General features: G+C 70.7%; 16 protein-coding genes. 8 read left to right on the top strand and 8 right to left on the bottom strand.

The features are described 5' to 3' along the window. Positions 1 to 8: 8 nt before the first annotated feature. Both ASD69_RS09795 and ASD69_RS09790 read right to left on the bottom strand, forming a co-directional pair. A complete protein-coding gene (locus tag ASD69_RS09795) occupies positions 9 to 2804 on the bottom strand; it encodes a serine/threonine-protein kinase (protein WP_056177335.1) in 2796 nt (931 codons plus the stop codon). After that, positions 2801 to 3373, bottom strand: coding sequence for an ECF-type sigma factor (locus ASD69_RS09790; RefSeq protein ID WP_056177332.1), 573 nt, complete (start codon positions 3371 to 3373; stop codon positions 2801 to 2803). The genes ASD69_RS09795 and ASD69_RS09790 overlap by 4 nt, the downstream gene beginning before the upstream one ends. Positions 3374 to 3518: 145 nt before the next feature. Between ASD69_RS09790 and ASD69_RS21880 the strand changes: the two genes are divergently transcribed. From ASD69_RS21880 to ASD69_RS09775, 7 genes are all read left to right on the top strand, one after another. Then, positions 3519 to 3686, top strand: coding sequence for a hypothetical protein (locus tag ASD69_RS21880; protein WP_157499135.1), 168 nt, complete (start codon positions 3519 to 3521; stop codon positions 3684 to 3686). A gap of 81 nt (positions 3687 to 3767) precedes the next feature. Beyond that, positions 3768 to 3908: a hypothetical protein gene (locus ASD69_RS21875; protein ID WP_157499134.1), complete on the top strand. Its 141-nt coding sequence runs from the start codon at positions 3768 to 3770 to the stop codon at positions 3906 to 3908. A gap of 11 nt (positions 3909 to 3919) precedes the next feature. Further along, positions 3920 to 4084, top strand: coding sequence for a hypothetical protein (locus ASD69_RS21870; RefSeq protein WP_157489524.1), 165 nt, complete (start codon positions 3920 to 3922; stop codon positions 4082 to 4084). Between the two features lie 77 nt (positions 4085 to 4161). After that, positions 4162 to 6297 carry a peptidase domain-containing ABC transporter gene (locus tag ASD69_RS09785; RefSeq protein WP_056177330.1) on the top strand — a complete coding sequence of 712 codons (2136 nt, stop codon included), beginning with the start codon at positions 4162 to 4164 and terminating at the stop codon, positions 6295 to 6297. Continuing rightward, entirely contained in the window at positions 6294 to 7538 is a 1245-nt protein-coding gene (locus ASD69_RS09780) for an HlyD family efflux transporter periplasmic adaptor subunit (RefSeq protein WP_056177328.1), read from the top strand. The genes ASD69_RS09785 and ASD69_RS09780 overlap by 4 nt, the downstream gene beginning before the upstream one ends. Before the next feature lie 146 nt (positions 7539 to 7684). After that, positions 7685 to 7852 carry a hypothetical protein gene (locus tag ASD69_RS21865; RefSeq protein WP_157489525.1) on the top strand — a complete coding sequence of 56 codons (168 nt, stop codon included), beginning with the start codon at positions 7685 to 7687 and terminating at the stop codon, positions 7850 to 7852. A 104-nt stretch (positions 7853 to 7956) separates the two neighbouring features. Continuing rightward, complete coding sequence (locus ASD69_RS09775; RefSeq protein WP_056177326.1) at positions 7957 to 8157, top strand: hypothetical protein; 201 nt, start codon at positions 7957 to 7959, stop codon at positions 8155 to 8157. A gap of 84 nt (positions 8158 to 8241) precedes the next feature. Here the strand turns inward: ASD69_RS09775 and ASD69_RS09770 are convergent, their stop codons facing one another. From ASD69_RS09770 to ASD69_RS09760, 3 genes are all read right to left on the bottom strand, one after another. Next, positions 8242 to 8814: a cysteine hydrolase family protein gene (locus ASD69_RS09770; protein WP_056177324.1), complete on the bottom strand. Its 573-nt coding sequence runs from the start codon at positions 8812 to 8814 to the stop codon at positions 8242 to 8244. Between the two features lie 20 nt (positions 8815 to 8834). Then, positions 8835 to 9206: a hypothetical protein gene (locus tag ASD69_RS09765; protein ID WP_056177322.1), complete on the bottom strand. Its 372-nt coding sequence runs from the start codon at positions 9204 to 9206 to the stop codon at positions 8835 to 8837. An 81-nt stretch (positions 9207 to 9287) separates the two neighbouring features. After that, complete coding sequence (locus ASD69_RS09760; protein WP_056177320.1) at positions 9288 to 10052, bottom strand: rhomboid family intramembrane serine protease; 765 nt, start codon at positions 10050 to 10052, stop codon at positions 9288 to 9290. A gap of 138 nt (positions 10053 to 10190) precedes the next feature. On the opposite strand from ASD69_RS09760, the gene ASD69_RS09755 reads away from it, so the two are divergent. Next, on the top strand, positions 10191 to 11360 hold the full coding sequence (locus tag ASD69_RS09755; RefSeq protein ID WP_056177318.1) for a class I SAM-dependent rRNA methyltransferase: 1170 nt from the start codon (positions 10191 to 10193) through the stop codon (positions 11358 to 11360). 425 nt (positions 11361 to 11785) lie between these two features. Here the strand turns inward: ASD69_RS09755 and ASD69_RS09750 are convergent, their stop codons facing one another. The 3 genes from ASD69_RS09750 to ASD69_RS09740 all read right to left on the bottom strand — a co-directional run bounded on the left by ASD69_RS09750 (position 11786) and on the right by ASD69_RS09740 (position 13895). After that, positions 11786 to 12118: a hypothetical protein gene (locus ASD69_RS09750; protein WP_056177317.1), complete on the bottom strand. Its 333-nt coding sequence runs from the start codon at positions 12116 to 12118 to the stop codon at positions 11786 to 11788. 114 nt (positions 12119 to 12232) lie between these two features. Beyond that, positions 12233 to 12931 (bottom strand): hydrolase, encoded by a 699-nt coding sequence (locus tag ASD69_RS09745; RefSeq protein WP_200943976.1) that lies wholly within the window; start codon positions 12929 to 12931, stop codon positions 12233 to 12235. A gap of 28 nt (positions 12932 to 12959) precedes the next feature. Next, positions 12960 to 13895, bottom strand: coding sequence for a DMT family transporter (locus ASD69_RS09740; protein WP_056177315.1), 936 nt, complete (start codon positions 13893 to 13895; stop codon positions 12960 to 12962). Between the last annotated feature and the right edge of the window lie 61 nt (positions 13896 to 13956).

The raw sequence follows: 13956 nt of genomic DNA, 5'->3' as shown, positions 1-13956 counted from the left end.
CGCAGTACTCAACCGCTGAGCTTGCGTCGCAGCTGTTCGGCGCGCACGCGCTGGATCGCGCCGGGCGGCAGGCCGGCGTCGTAAGCCGCGGTGGCGTGCTTGAGCAGGTCGCGCGCGGACTGGCGCTCGCCGCGGGCATGGGCGATCTCGGCCGCCATCAGCTGCACGTTGGCGATCATCAGCGGGTCGTAGGCCGGGCTGGCCGCGGCCGCGGCCAAGGCGCGCTTGACCTGCCGTGAGGCCGCAGCCAGGTCGCCGCGCTTGAACGCCAGATCGGCCTTGAGCGCGAGCAGGCCGGGCTCGAAGTTCTTGTGCTCGGGCGGGCCCTCGGCGATCCGGCGCTCGGACTCGTCCAGCAGCTGTTGCGCGCGTTGGTAGCGGCGCTCTCGGATCAGCGGACGGACCATGCGCAGTTGGATGCTGATCAGCTGTTTGGGGTCGGCGTGGGTGCGCGCCAGCGCCAAGGCCGCTTCGTAGTCCGGCATTGCGGCGGCATCGCGCTTGAGCGCGACCTGGGACATGGCGCGCACGTTGAGCGCGCGCATCCGCCAGGGCTGCAGGTCCGGCTCGTCGCCGTAGGCCTGCATCCACTGCAGCGCCTGGTCCAGCAGTTCGATCGCGCGCACCGGCTCGCCCATGCTTTCGCCGTACACCGAGGCCAGCGCGATCTGCAGCTTGGCCAGCAGGCGCGGATCCAGGCCCAGGTCGATACCGATGCGCAGAGCGCGCTCGGAATGCTCCACCGCTTCCCGCAGCCGGCCCATCTGGTGGTAGATGTCGCCCAGCTCGCTTTCCATTTCCATGGTGTTGCGGCTGCGTTCGCCGTAGGCGGTACGCGCGATGCGCAGGCCTTCCTGGGTTTCGCGCAGGGCCTCGTCGAGGCGCAGTTGTTCGCTGCGCAGCTGTCCGGCCAGACGGTGCAGGACCAGCCGGCCTGGATGGTCGGCCGGCCAGACCGGCGCGGCCAGCGCGCGTGCGCGTAGCAACTGGCGTTCGGCGCGCGGCAGATCGTCGGCCGCCAACGCCGGCGCGATCGAGGCGATCGTCAGCTCCAGGCGCAGCTCCGGCGCGGCTTCGCCGCCGGCGTCCAGGATCGCCGTGGCGCGGCGGACCGCGCGCTCGACTTCCTGGTCCTGGGCGGCCTGCAGGGCCGACGCGATGTAGTCCACGTAGGCCTGCGCCAGGGTGGTGGCGTCGGCGCCCTGGCGCTCGCGCAGCGCGAGCAGTTCGCGGTGCGTGGCCATCGCCTGCTCCGGCCGCTCCATGCCTTGCAGGGCGGAGCCGCGCGCGCTGAGCAGGCGCGCGCGCAGTTCAGGGTCGTCGCGATCCAGACGCGCGATCGCCGCGTCGGCCGCGTCGACGGCGCGCAGGCTGGCCTGGGGATCGCGGATGGCTTCCTGCACCTCGGCGATGGTCAGCCAGGCGATCGCGCGCGTGCGCGGGTCTTGGCGCGTATCGGACTGCAATTTGTCGGCGGCGCGCGCGAGCAGGGCCGACACGCTGACCGGCGCGCCGCGCACGGCGTCGGGCGCGGTTTCGGCCAACACCGATTCCAGGAATTTGCGCGACGCCTCGGTGTATTGCGCCTCGCGCTCGGCGCGCGCGCGCGCGGCCTGCGCGGTATGTTCGGCGGCGACGGCGCGGTCGCGCTCGTTGTCCAGGCGCCAGACCAGGCCGCTGGCCACCAGCATCGCGAGCAGACTGGCGGCGGTGGCCAGGCGATGGCGGCCGACGAACTTGCGCAGGCGGTAGACGGCGCCGCCGTGCGCGGCGACGACCGGCTGGCCGTCGAGGTGACGCTGCACGTCCTCGGCCAGCGCGACCGCGCTGGGATAACGCTCGCCGGGGTCTTCGGCGCAGGCGGTCAGGACGATGCGGTCGAGGTCGCCGCGCAAGGCCCGTCGCAGTGCCGTCGCTTCCACGCTGACGCTCGGCGCGGGCACCGCCGCGTCGGGTCCGCGCAGTTGCGACAAGCGCCGGCCGGTGATCAGGTCGAACAACAGGACGCCCAGGCCGAACACGTCGGTGGCGGTGGTTGCCGGGTCGCCGCGTCGCTGCTCGGGCGCGCCGTAGCCCGGGGTGAAGGCCACGGTCACGGTGTGCGCGGGGCCGTCGCCGCCGTCGATGAGCGTGGCGATGCCGAAGTCCAGCAGCACCGGCGCGCCGTCGCCGCGCACGATCACGTTGGAAGGCTTGAGGTCGCGGTGCAGCACCAGCCGCCGGTGCGCATGGTCGACCGCCGCGCACAAGCGCAAAAACAACTGCAGCCGTTCGCGCAGGCTGCCGGGCGAGCGCGCCAGATGCTCGTGCAGCGGTGCCCCGTCGATGTAGTCCATGACCAGATAGGGCTGGCCCTGCGCGCTGGTGCCGCCGTCGATGTGGCGGGCGATCAGCGGATGGTCGAGGCTGGCCAGCAGGCCGCGTTCGCGCGCCATGCGCCGTCGCGCGGTGTCGCCGCAGGCTCCGTGCAGCAGTTTCAGCGCGACCCGCTGCACGCCGTCGCCGGCCTCGCGCTCGGCCAGATACACCGTGCCCATGCCGCCGCTGCCCAGTTCGCGCAGCAGGCGGTAGGCGCCGATGGCGTGCGGCGGCATCGGCGCGGCGGTGTGCAAGGCCTGCGCCAGTCGGCCCAGCACGGGGTCGGTGCGGCCTTCGGTCGCGCAGTGCGCGAGCAGCCGCTCCACCGCCGCGCGCACCTGCGGGTCGGGCTCGTTGCGCTGGAGAAAATCGGAGCGCTGGTCGGCGGTCAGGGTCAGCGCCTCCTGGAAGCGCTGCTCGATGCGGGCATGCTGTTCGGGCGTCATCGGTCCAGCTCCTCGCGCAGCCAGGCTTTGGCGAAACGCAGATCGCGTTCCACCGTGCGCACGTTGACCGCCAGCGCGTCGGCGATCTCATGCTGCTTCAAACCCACCAGGTAGGCCAGTTCGATCGTGCGGCACTGGCGCGGATAAGGGCCTTCGAAAGCGGCCAGCGCCGCTTCCACTTCCAGCCAGCGCTGCTCGGGCAGAGCCCCTTCCGGAGCCCGCTCCAGGGCTTCGTCGAAGCGGGTGATGATCGCGCCGCCGCCGCGTTTCTCGGCCTGGCGCTGGCGGATCAGGTCGATCAGGGTGTAGCGGATCGCGGTGGCCGCGATGCGGAAGAAGTGCTGACGATTTTGCGCGTCGACGCGGTCGCCCAGCAGGCGCAGCAGCGCCTCGTGGACCAGCTCGGTGGGATCCACGAGCGGTCGGCCCATCGTCGCCAGGTGGCGCAGGGCGATGCCTTTGAGTTCGCCGTAGACCAGGCGGTACAGCGCGTCGCGCGCCTGCGCGTCGCCCGCGCGCGAAGCCTGCAGCAGGGCGGTGACCTCGCCCCGGGTCTGCGGATCCGTCATCGCGCCCCCGTACCTGTCCTTGGTGCGGCCAGCATACGCCGGCCGCTATCGGGTCGCATGCCGGTGTCGGGTTTTCGCCCGGGCTTACGAACTAGGGATCACGGGCCGGCGATCGGCGCCGCACCACCTCACCGGAGACAAGACGATGCGAGTACTGGAACCACAACACCGAGCGGCCGTCGGCGGCGGCCGCGGCGTCGACGAACAAGGGCGCGACTGCACCGACCCCGGCCATGTGCTCAAGCCGGTGCCGCGCGACGGCGGCGCGCCGGTCCAAACCCCGCCGACGTCGGCAACGCTGAGCGCGCGCTGACATCGGTACGGCCGCGGACGCAGGGACGCGACCCGGTCACCCCGCGCAAGGAACGCACCCTCATCCAGCAAGGAGCCAACGATGCACACCCTTCATCCGCAACACCTGCAGCAAGTCGCCGGCGGCGGCGACCAGGACACCATCCGTATCGTCAAGCCGCAGAATCCGCCGCCCACCGACACGGTGCGCCTGCCGGAAGTGATCATCATCGATAAGAAGTGAGGCGCCGGATCATGAAAGAACTCGATCGCAAACAGCTGGACGCCGTCGCCGGCGGCGTGATCACCGATCCGGCAACCGGAGGCACCTGCACCGACCCCCGCCCGCCGTTCCCGTTCCCGCGTCCGCAACCGTCGCCGTGGCCGCCGACGCAGCCCGGTCCGGTGTACGCGCTGTAAGCCCGCACGCAGCGGGCGGCCGTCGCGGCCGCCCGTTGCGATCTTCGTTCGTCGCCTCAATCGCGGGCTCCCGCCGCATGAACGCCAAGCGCGCCATCGTCCAATCCGAAGCCGCTGAGTGCGGCCTGGCCTGTCTGGCGATGATCGCCGCCCATCACGGCTACGCCGTGGGCCTGCGCGAATTGCGCCGGCGTTACCCCATGTCGCTCAAAGGCGCGCATCTGGGCCAGCTGATCGACACCGCCGCGCAACTGGGCCTGCAGGGCCGGCCGCTGCGCCTGGAGCTGGACGAGCTGCAGCGTCTGCGCATGCCCTGCATCCTGCATTGGGATCTGAACCATTTCGTGGTGCTGACGCGAGTGCGCGGCGAGCGCGTGAGCGTGCTCGATCCGGCGCTGGGCGAACGCAGCCTCACGCGCGCGGAAGTCTCGCGCCACTTCACCGGCGTGGCGCTGGAACTGAGCCCAGGCGTAGCCTTCGAACGCGCGCCCGCGCCGCCCGCGCTGCCGCTGCGCCAGCTGATCGGCCGGGTCCGCGGCCTGTGGCGCTCGCTGGCCTTGCTGTTCGGCCTGTCCGCGGCCTTGCAGGTGTTCGTGCTGATCGCGCCGTTCTTCATGCAGGGCGTGATCGACCAGGTGCTGATCGCGTCCGATCGCGACCTGCTCGCCGTCCTGGGCCTGGCCTTCGCCGCCAGCGTGGTGTTTCAGGCCGCCATCGGCGCGCTGCGCGCGTGGGCCGTGGTCCACCTGTCCACCGCGCTGGGCCTGCAATGGAACGGCAACGTGTTCCGGCACCTGTTGCGGCTGCCGATGAGTTACTTCGGCAAGCGCCACCTGGGCGACGTGATCTCGCGCCTGGGCTCGGTGCACAGCATCCAGCGCGCGTTGTCGACCAGCTTCGTCGAGGCCTTCATCGACGGGCTGATGGCCGCGGCGACCCTGGTCATGTTGCTGGTCTACAGCTGGAAGCTGGCCTTGGTGACCCTGCTGACGGTGGCGGCCTATCTGGCGCTGCGCACGGCGGCGTTCCCGGCGATGCGCGACGGCACCGAACGCCAGTTGATCGCCGGCGCGCGCCAGCAGAGCTACCTGCTCGAGTCGGTGCGCGGACTGCAATCGCTGAAGCTGGCCGGCCGCGAGGCCGGGCGCGCGGCCGCGTACGCCAACCTGATGCACGCGACCAGCGACCGCGAGGTCTGGCTGGCGCGGCTGGGTCTGGGCTTCAACGGAATCAACCAGCTGCTGTTCGGTTTCGAGCGCGTGCTGGTGATCTGGCTCGGCGCGGGCATGGCCATGGACAACCTGTTCTCGGTGGGCATGCTGATCGCCTACCTGAGCTACAAGGATCAGTTCTCCGCGCGCGTGGCCGGGCTGATCGACAAGGGCGTGGAACTGCGCATGCTGCGTCTGCACGGCGAGCGTCTGGCCGACATCGTGCTGGAGCCGCCCGAACGCGAAGCGCGCGAGCGCGCGCAGGCGGCGGTTCCGGCCGATGGCGCGATCGAGGTGGACGGCCTGGGTTATCGCTATGCCGACGGCGAACCCTGGGTGCTGCGCGACTGCGCGCTGCGCATCGGCGCCGGCGAATCGGTGGCTATCGTCGGCGCCTCCGGCTGCGGCAAAACCACCCTGGTCAAACTGATGCTGGGTTTGGCGGTGCCGCAGGAAGGCACGGTGCGCGTAGGCGGCCAGGACATCGCCGCGATCGGTCTGCGCGACTATCGGGCGACGCTGGGCGTGGTGATGCAGGACGACCAGCTGTTCGCCGGCAGCATCGCCGACAACATCGCCTTCGAAGAGGATGCCGATCCGGCACGGGTGGAGCAGGCCGCGCGCCTGGCCTGCGTGCACGAGGACATCGTCGCCATGCCGATGGGCTATCACAGCCTGATCGGCGATATGGGCAGCAGCCTGTCCGGCGGGCAGAAGCAGCGCATCGTGCTGGCGCGCGCCTTGTATCGGCGGCCCAGCATCCTGTTTCTGGACGAAGCCACCAGTCACTTGGACGTGCGCAGCGAGCGCCTGGTCAATCAGGCCATCGCCGGCCTGGCGCTGACACGGGTGGTGATCGCGCACCGTCCCGAAACCATCGCCAGCGCCGACCGCGTGCTGGTGATGGAGCGCGGACGCATCGTCGAAGAGTACCGGCCGCAGGAGCGCGTGCTGGCGCTGGCCGAGCGTCGCGAGCCGGCGCCGGCGGGAGCGCCGCGATGAGTGCGGATCTGTTCCGGCCCGAGGCAGTGCAGGCGCGGCGCGGCAGCTGGCTGGGTACGGTGTCGCTGCTGCAGCCGCTGAGCCTATGGCTGCTGGCGGCGCTGGCGGTGGCGCTGGCGGCCACGATCCTGGCGTTCCTGGCCTTCGGTCAGTACACGCGCCGCGCCACCGTCGGCGGCGAACTGGTGCCGGACCTGGGCCTGTCCACGGTGCTGGCGCCGGCCGATGGCGTGCTGGCGCGCTCGTTCCCGCAGGAGGGCGAACGCGTGACGGCGGGCAGCGCGCTGGCGCTGGTGCAGATTCCGCGCATCACCGCCGCGGGCGCCGACCTGCACACCGCCGCGGGCGTCGGGATCGAGCGGCGCTTGGACGGATTGCGGCGCCTGGACACCGCGCAGGACGAGCAGATGCAGGCCCAGCGCGACGGCCTGCTGCGGCAGATCCAGGCCTTGCGCCAGGAGCAGGCGCAAACCCGCGCCGAATTGGCCACGCGTACCGAGCAGGTGCGCATCGGCCGCGATACCGTCGGCCGTTACCGTTCGGTGGTGGAGCAGCGCTACGCCAGCGAGCTGCAACTCAGGCAGCAGGAGCAGGCGCTGCTGGAACTGGTCGGCCAGCAGCAGGCGATGCAGCGCCAGGCCAGCCAGTCGCAGCGCGCACTCGCGCAACTGCAGCAAAGCCTGCTGGAACTGCCGGCGCAGCGCGCGCAGCAGCGCGCCGAGCACCAGCAGCTTCTGGCGCAACTGCAACACGAACGCCTGCTGCAGGACGCCAGCGGCGAGCTGATGATCAAGGCGCCGGTGCCGGGTCTGGTCGCCAGCCGCCTGGTCGAACCCGGGCAGGCCGTGAAGGCCGGCCAGCCGCTGTTGAGCCTGCTACCCAGCGGCTCCGAACTGCAGGCGCAGCTGTGGGTGCCCAGTTCCGCCATCGGCTTCGTCGCGCCCGGCGATCGCGTGCTGTTGCGCTACCGCGCGTTCCCGTACCAGAAGTTCGGTCAGCACCGCGGCCGAGTGCTGCGGGTCTCGCGCAGCGCGGTCGCGGCCGGGGCGGACGCGGCGCAGGGCGAGAACGCCTACCGCGTGGTCGTGGCCCTGGAGCGGCAATCGATCCTGGCCTACGGCCGGGCGGAAGCGCTGCGTCCGGGCATGCGCCTGGACGCGGACATCCTGGGCGAGCGCCGCCGCTTGTACGAGTGGCTGCTGGAACCGCTGTATTCGGTGCGCGGCCGCATCGGCGCATGAGCGCGCAGGCGCCGTGTCGGGTTTTGCCTCGCCGCTACGAACTGAATAACGGCCGATGTCGCCGGCGCGGTCAGCGCCGCGCTCGCGAACCCGGCCGCGTCGCGCAAGGTTGCGCGGCCGCTACCACTCAACGAAGGAATACACCGATGAAGTCCATCGACACGCAGGACCTGCGCCGCATCGCCGGCGGCCAGGGCATCGACACCACCATCGTCAAGCCCAAGCCGCCGGTCGACACCACCCGTCCGCCGCCGCTGCCCAATCCGATCCCCGTGCCCCCCGGCCCGGACAAGGAAACCGAAATCTTGAAGTAAACCGCGGCGGTATCGCCCCGGATCCGCGCCGCACGTCCTCCGGGCGTGCGGCGCGCACGCAGCGCTTCGCGCGAGCTGCCATCGCATCGCACAAAGGACCGATCATGAAAACGCTGGACCCGCACAGCCTGCCTCTGGTCGCAGGCGGCAACCGCTACGACAACACCAAGGAGGTGCTGGCCACGATGAAGCCGGCCTCGATGCTGTACCCGGCCCCGGTGAATCCGCCGCCGCCGCTGGAACACCCGCCCGTGCTCACGCCGCACGACGATCCGGACCAAGAGACCGAGCGGCCGCCGCAGTAGGCGCGGTTGCGGCCTGGCGATGGCGTGGCTGCCGATACGCGCTGTGCGCGTACGGTCGGAATCAATGGGCCGGGTCGGCCCGTGTCAGCCGCGCGTCCCGCGCGTGGTCGGCCGCTCGAGCCGTTCGAACTGGATCTGCGCGCTGTCGAGCGCGCGGATCTCGACGCCGAAGCTGACGATGTCCGACAGGGTGACGTTGTGATGCTCGCGGATGCGTGCGGCGGTGAGGTGCGGCTTGTCGTGGGTGGTGTGGGCGTCGGCAGCCAGGGTCACCGGATAGCCCAGCGCGGCGGCGCGGCGGGTGGTGGTGTCGACGCAGAAATCACTGGCGTAGCCGCCGATCACCAGGTGGTCGACGTCCAGCGACTGCAGCAGGCTTTCCAGCGAGGTGCGCAGGAAGGCGTCGGGCGAGGTCTTGCCGACGATCAGGTCGTCGTCGTGGACGTCGAGCTGGGCCTGGAACGCCCAGCCGGGCGCGCCCGGTTCCAGCAGAGTGCCGATGCGTTCGTGACGTATGAAGATCACCGGCGTGCCGGCGTCGCGCGCCCGCGCGATTAGCGCGTTCAGGCGCGCGATCACGGCGTCGGCGTCGTCCGGGCGCGGTTCGCCGTCGAACAGGCCGCTTTGCACGTCGATCACCAGCAGGGCGCAGGTCATGGCCGATTCGCTCGCCGCGCTCAGGGCGAGCGCCAGGTGCCGCCCGCGCTTTCGCAGCTGCGCTGGGTGACCACCAGCGTCTGCGCGTTGCGGCCGTAGTAGTAGGTGCGCACCTTGCGCCCCATCGGGTTCTCGCAGATGCCCTGCGGGTCGGCCGGGCAGGCGCCGCTGACGGTGGCGGTGGCGTTGCCGCCGACCGACTTGATCGAGGCGGCGTTGGATTCGCACTGCATCTTGTAGGCGCCGTCCGGGCTGGCCGCGTCGACTTCGCTGCAGTCGGTGAAGGACATGCCGGAGAGCTGGCCCTGGATCAGGCAGGCACCCTTGGCGACGACGAGCGGGCTGGCGAGCAGCAGGGCGCTCAGCACCAGGGCACGGGAAACGAAGCGCATCGGGTGGGTCCTTGTGGCCGCAAAGGCTGCGGTCGATGCGCCACTCTAGCCTGCCGCCGCGACCGGGTTAAGCCGGGGTCTTCACGGCTCGCGCCGCGGCGGAAATCGCAGGACCACGCCCTGCTCCGGATCGGGGCGGTTCCACAGCACCGGCACCTCGCGCGGGCTGGGCGGTTCCAGTTCGTCGTTGGCCGGCACCATGCTGTCTTCCTCGTCCTCCCAGCTGTAGCGCTTGCGCGGCGGCAAGGGGTCGCTGCGGCGGAACAGGAAGGCCGCGATCACCCCCGCGACCGCGCCGCCCAGGTGGGCCTGCCAGGAAATGCCGGGTTCGCGCGGCAGGATGGTCAGCAGCATGCCGCCGTAGAACATGAAGGCGATCATGGCCGCGGCGATCGAAGGCCGGTCGCGACGCAGCAGGCCCAGCACGAACACCAGGAACATCAGGCCGTGGGTCAGGCCACTGGCGCCGAGGTGATGGCTGCCGGCGCTGCCCAGCAGCCAGGCGCCCAGGCCCGAGCCCAGCCAGATCAGCGGCAGGGCGCGCAGGGTCGCGCGCGGGTAGACCCCGCCGGCCAGCAGGCCCAGCATCAGCAGCGAGATCGCATTGGTGGCCAGGTGCTCGATCGAACCGTGCAGCAGCGGCGCGGTCAGCAGGCCCAGCAGGCCCTCCAGCGACCAGGGCTGGACCGACCAGGCGCCGACGTCGAACTGGCCCTGCGCGCTGTAGACGGCCGCCAGCACCAGCACGAAGGCCAGGCTGGCGTTGAGGGCGCGCACGAAACGGCCGCGGTCGGCCGCGCGCTGGGCGGGGGTGTCGGGCGGGGCATCGGGAGTGGGCAGGTGCATGTTTGCGAGATTGGCACCGCCGGGCGCGAATACAAGCCGGGCGAGGCGGGCCAGTTTGTCCCGCCGATGGGACGCGCGGGCCGGCGCGCGCCGCAGCCAAACCCCCGGAGCCGCGTCCAACCCGCGTAAAATGCGGCGATGAACAACGATCTGCCTACCGTACGCCTCAAGAACGCCTGGAAATCCACCCATCCCTGGATCTTCCAGCGCCTGGTCGACAAGCCCGCCCAGCGCCCCAAACCCGGCTCCATCGTCGACGTCGTCGGCGTCGACGGCGTGTGGATCGGCCGCGGGTTCTACAACGGCCATTCGCGCATCGCCCTGCGCATGCTCGACAACGACCCCGACGCGACCATCGACGCCGACTGGTTCGCGCGCAAGATCGCCGCCGCGGTTTCGCTGCGCCGCGACGTGCTGCGCCTGGACGAGGTCAGCGACGCCTGGCGCGTGGTCCACAGCGAAGGCGACGGCCTCAGCGGCCTGGTCGTCGATCGTTACGGCGATCTGCTGGTGGTCGAGTACTTCAGCGCCGGCGCGTTCCGTTACCGCGAATGGATCTACGACGCCCTGCGCGCGCAGTTCCCGGGCTGCCGCTTCTACGCCTTCGCCGACGAGCACGTGCAAAAGCAGGAAAGCTTCGACTTCCGCGGCACCGAGGCGGTGCCGCCGGCCACGATCACCGAATACGGCATCCGTTTCCGCGCCGACCCGGCCGGCGCGCACAAGACCGGTTTCTTCGCCGACCAGCGCGAGAACCGCGAGTGGCTGTCGCGTCAGGTCGCCGGCAAGCGCGTGCTCGACCTGTGCTGCAACACCGGCGGTTTCGGCGTTTACGCCAAGGCGCGCGGCGCCGAGGAAGTGATCGGCGTGGACATCGACGCCGACGTGATCAACATCGCCAAGGCCAACGCCAAGCTCAACAACGCCCACGTCAAGTTCGTCCAGGCCGACATCTTCCCCTACCTGCGCGACATGGGTAACGCGGGCGAGCGCTTCGACGTGGTGATCCTGGACCCGGCCAAGATGACCCGCGACCGCGAGCAGGTGATCCCGGCGCTGAAGAAGTACCTGGACATGAACAAGCTGGCCCTGGGCGTGGTCAAGCCCGGCGGCCTGTTCGCGACCTTCTCCTGCACCGGCCTGGTCAGCGAGGAGCAGTTCCTCGACATGATCCGCCGCGCCGCGTTCTACGCCGGCCGCACCGTGCAGGTGCTGAAAGTCTCCGGCGCCGGCGCCGACCACCCCTGGCTGGCCCAGGTGCCCGAGTCGCGCTACCTCAAGGCGGTGTTCTGCCGCGTCCTGGACTGACCGACCGCGCCGCGCCTGCTGCTACCGGCAGGCGTGGCGCGGCCCTCGCTTCTTGTTGGAGCGGCGAAAGCCGCGACCGCGAAAATCGCACGACGACGATCTCTCGCTTCCGCTTTCGTAAGAGCGACCGCGGCCCTCGCTTCCTGTGGGAGCGGCGTAAGCCGCGATCGCCCGCCGGCGTCGCTGCGATCCGCACGAATCCGCACGCAGTGCACGCGCGACGGTGAGAGCCGCGGCCGCGCGCCTTGTCGCGATCGCGGCTCACGCCGCTCCCACAGAAAGCATCACCGGCATCGCGGCTCACGCTGCTCCCACAGAAAGCATCACGGGCATCGCGGCTCGCGCTGCTCCCACAGAAAGCATCACGGGCATCGCGGCTCGCGCCGCTCCCACAGCAAGCGCCGCAGGGGCGGCCGCGCGCGCCGCTAGGTCGCCAGCGCGTAACTCGCCACCGCCACCGCCAGCGATACGCCTGCCACCGCCAACGACACCAAACTCAAACGCCGCGCTCGGCGCAGGCGCTGCTCCAGCGTCATCGACGCTTCCTGCAGCGTGGCCAGGGTCTTCTGCATCTCCGCGGCCAGCACCTTGATCGACTCGGCGTTCTGCGCGGCCACGTCCTGCAGCTCGGTGATCTGCACCGCGACCACATCGGAAACAGCGGCGTTGGTCTGCTGCGGCGCGCGCGTGAAGTAGGGCCGCGCCAGGCGCAGGATTTCGGGGATCAAGGGGGCGGCGACGGTGAACCAGGCGGCCATGACAACTCCGGGCGGCGAGCGTGGACTGCGCCGCGATTGCTAAGGAAGCCGTCACTGTAACGCCGACGGCCGCAACGCCGTGTGGCGATGCGGCCGTCGAGCGCGCGCGGGCGCTTACTTGCGCGGCGCGACCATGGACTGGTGGTAGTCGATGCCCTGGCCCCAGCCGCCGCCGTGTTCCTGGGCGATCTTCTGCACCTGCGCGCCGGTGTTGCCGCGCGCCCAATCGCCCTGCCATTCCAGCATCACCGCCATCCAGGTCACCGGCACCGCGCCGGCCTGGATCATGCGCTGCACCGCCATCTCGTGCGATTCGCGATTGACGTCGCCGCTGGCGTCGACCACCACGTACACCTCGTAGCCGTCCTTCAGCGCCGACAGCACCGGCAGGGTCACGCAGCTGTCGGTCCACAAGCCGCTGACCAGCAGCTTCTTGCGCCCCGTGGCCGCGATCGCCGCACGCAGGCGCGGTTCCTGCCAGGCGTCGATCGAGGTGCGATCGAACGGCGTCAGTTCCGGACGCGCGTCGGTGAGCTGGCGGAAGAACGGGCCACCGAAACGCTGCGCGCTGATGGTGGCGTAGAAGGTCGGCACCTCGAAGGCCTTGGCGGCCTTGCTCAACCCGACCGCGTTGTTGATCAGCTCCAGCACCGGGATCGACTGCACCGAGAACACGAACTGCGGTTGGTAGTCGACCATCAGCACCGCGCTGTTGTCGCGCGTGAGCGGGTCGCGCAGATCGGCGTGGGCGGGCGCGGCGGCGAACAGGGCGAACATCGAAAGCAGGGCGGTACGGACTGGCGAGAGACGCATGACGGGATTCCGAGTGGAGGGTGGGGATTCAGCGCGCGCCGTTCAGAGCGGGCAGCGCGGCATTGGCGGGGACCGCCGCAGGGGCGGCGACGACGCGACGGTTGGCCAGCACGACGCCGGCGAACACCAGCGCCAGCGCCGGCACGAAGCTCCAGCCCAGGCGCTCGCCGAACAGCACGGCGCCCCAGACCACGCCGGTCAGTGCGATCACGTAACCAATCTGGCTGTAGGCGACGGAGTCGGCGATGCGTTGCAGGGCGGCGGCGGCGACGTTGGCCGACAGGGTCACCAGCACCATCGCCAGCAGCAGCGGCCAGGACGCGGCCAGCTGCTCGACGCTCGCGCGCTGGCCGCTCACCGCGATCAGCGGCAGCACCGCCAGCGCCTGCACCAGCATCGTGCCGGCGCTGGACATCGGCGCGCTCAGGCCGCTGGGCCAGTAGCGGCTGCGGTAGACGTTGCCGATCGCCAGCAGCACCGGCACGCCCAGGGCCACGGTCAGCGCCAGCGCCTGTTCGGCCTCGACCGATTTGGCGCGCGGCACCAGCACCAGCAGCACGCCGAGCAGGCCCAGGCCGGTGCCCAGCATTGCGGTCGGCGACGGCCAGCGGCGTTCAACCAGGGCGTTGAACAGCGAGGTGAACATCGGCGACAAGGTCACCACGACGGTGAAGATGCCGGCCGGGATGCGCGCCAGCACCCAGTTGCCGAGCAGGGCCGAGCCGGCCACCGCGATCAGGGCGGCGATCAGGTAGAAACGGCGCGAGGCCGGGTCCAGCGGCAGGCGTTCGCCGCGCGCGCGCTGCACCGCCAGCAGCACCGCGGCGGCGCCGGCGGTCTGGATCAGGGAAACAATCAACGGGCTGAGGCCGCGCCCCAGCAGCAGCTTGCTGATCACGAAGATGGCGCCGACCAGGCTGCCCGCCAGCAGAGTGAGGACTAAGCGCTTCGTGGTGAGGTTCATGGCGTCGTACCGGTGGGGACGAGGCCAAGTTACGGATTCCGGGCCTGCGGATAATCGGCCC

This window comes from Lysobacter sp. Root604 (genome assembly GCF_001427505.1).
Lineage (GTDB): Bacteria > Pseudomonadota > Gammaproteobacteria > Xanthomonadales > Xanthomonadaceae > Lysobacter.
The sequence above is the reverse complement of the archived record's forward strand: the minus strand, read 5'-3'. Positions and strand labels throughout refer to the sequence as shown.

Coding starts and splice junctions, on each gene's coding strand:
- ASD69_RS21875 (WP_157499134.1), top strand. CDS start 3,768: ATGCACACCCTTCATCCGCAACACCTGCAGCAAGTCGCCGGCGGCGGC.
- ASD69_RS21865 (WP_157489525.1), top strand. CDS start 7,685: ATGAAGTCCATCGACACGCAGGACCTGCGCCGCATCGCCGGCGGCCAG.
- ASD69_RS09760 (WP_056177320.1), bottom strand. CDS start 10,052: ATGCACCTGCCCACTCCCGATGCCCCGCCCGACACCCCCGCCCAGCGC.
- ASD69_RS09750 (WP_056177317.1), bottom strand. CDS start 12,118: ATGGCCGCCTGGTTCACCGTCGCCGCCCCCTTGATCCCCGAAATCCTG.
- ASD69_RS09770 (WP_056177324.1), bottom strand. CDS start 8,814: ATGACCTGCGCCCTGCTGGTGATCGACGTGCAAAGCGGCCTGTTCGAC.
- ASD69_RS21870 (WP_157489524.1), top strand. CDS start 3,920: ATGAAAGAACTCGATCGCAAACAGCTGGACGCCGTCGCCGGCGGCGTG.
- ASD69_RS09755 (WP_056177318.1), top strand. CDS start 10,191: ATGAACAACGATCTGCCTACCGTACGCCTCAAGAACGCCTGGAAATCC.
- ASD69_RS09775 (WP_056177326.1), top strand. CDS start 7,957: ATGAAAACGCTGGACCCGCACAGCCTGCCTCTGGTCGCAGGCGGCAAC.
- ASD69_RS21880 (WP_157499135.1), top strand. CDS start 3,519: ATGCGAGTACTGGAACCACAACACCGAGCGGCCGTCGGCGGCGGCCGC.
- ASD69_RS09780 (WP_056177328.1), top strand. CDS start 6,294: ATGAGTGCGGATCTGTTCCGGCCCGAGGCAGTGCAGGCGCGGCGCGGC.
- ASD69_RS09790 (WP_056177332.1), bottom strand. CDS start 3,373: ATGACGGATCCGCAGACCCGGGGCGAGGTCACCGCCCTGCTGCAGGCT.
- ASD69_RS09740 (WP_056177315.1), bottom strand. CDS start 13,895: ATGAACCTCACCACGAAGCGCTTAGTCCTCACTCTGCTGGCGGGCAGC.
- ASD69_RS09785 (WP_056177330.1), top strand. CDS start 4,162: ATGAACGCCAAGCGCGCCATCGTCCAATCCGAAGCCGCTGAGTGCGGC.
- ASD69_RS09745 (WP_200943976.1), bottom strand. CDS start 12,931: ATGCGTCTCTCGCCAGTCCGTACCGCCCTGCTTTCGATGTTCGCCCTG.
- ASD69_RS09795 (WP_056177335.1), bottom strand. CDS start 2,804: ATGACGCCCGAACAGCATGCCCGCATCGAGCAGCGCTTCCAGGAGGCG.
- ASD69_RS09765 (WP_056177322.1), bottom strand. CDS start 9,206: ATGCGCTTCGTTTCCCGTGCCCTGGTGCTGAGCGCCCTGCTGCTCGCC.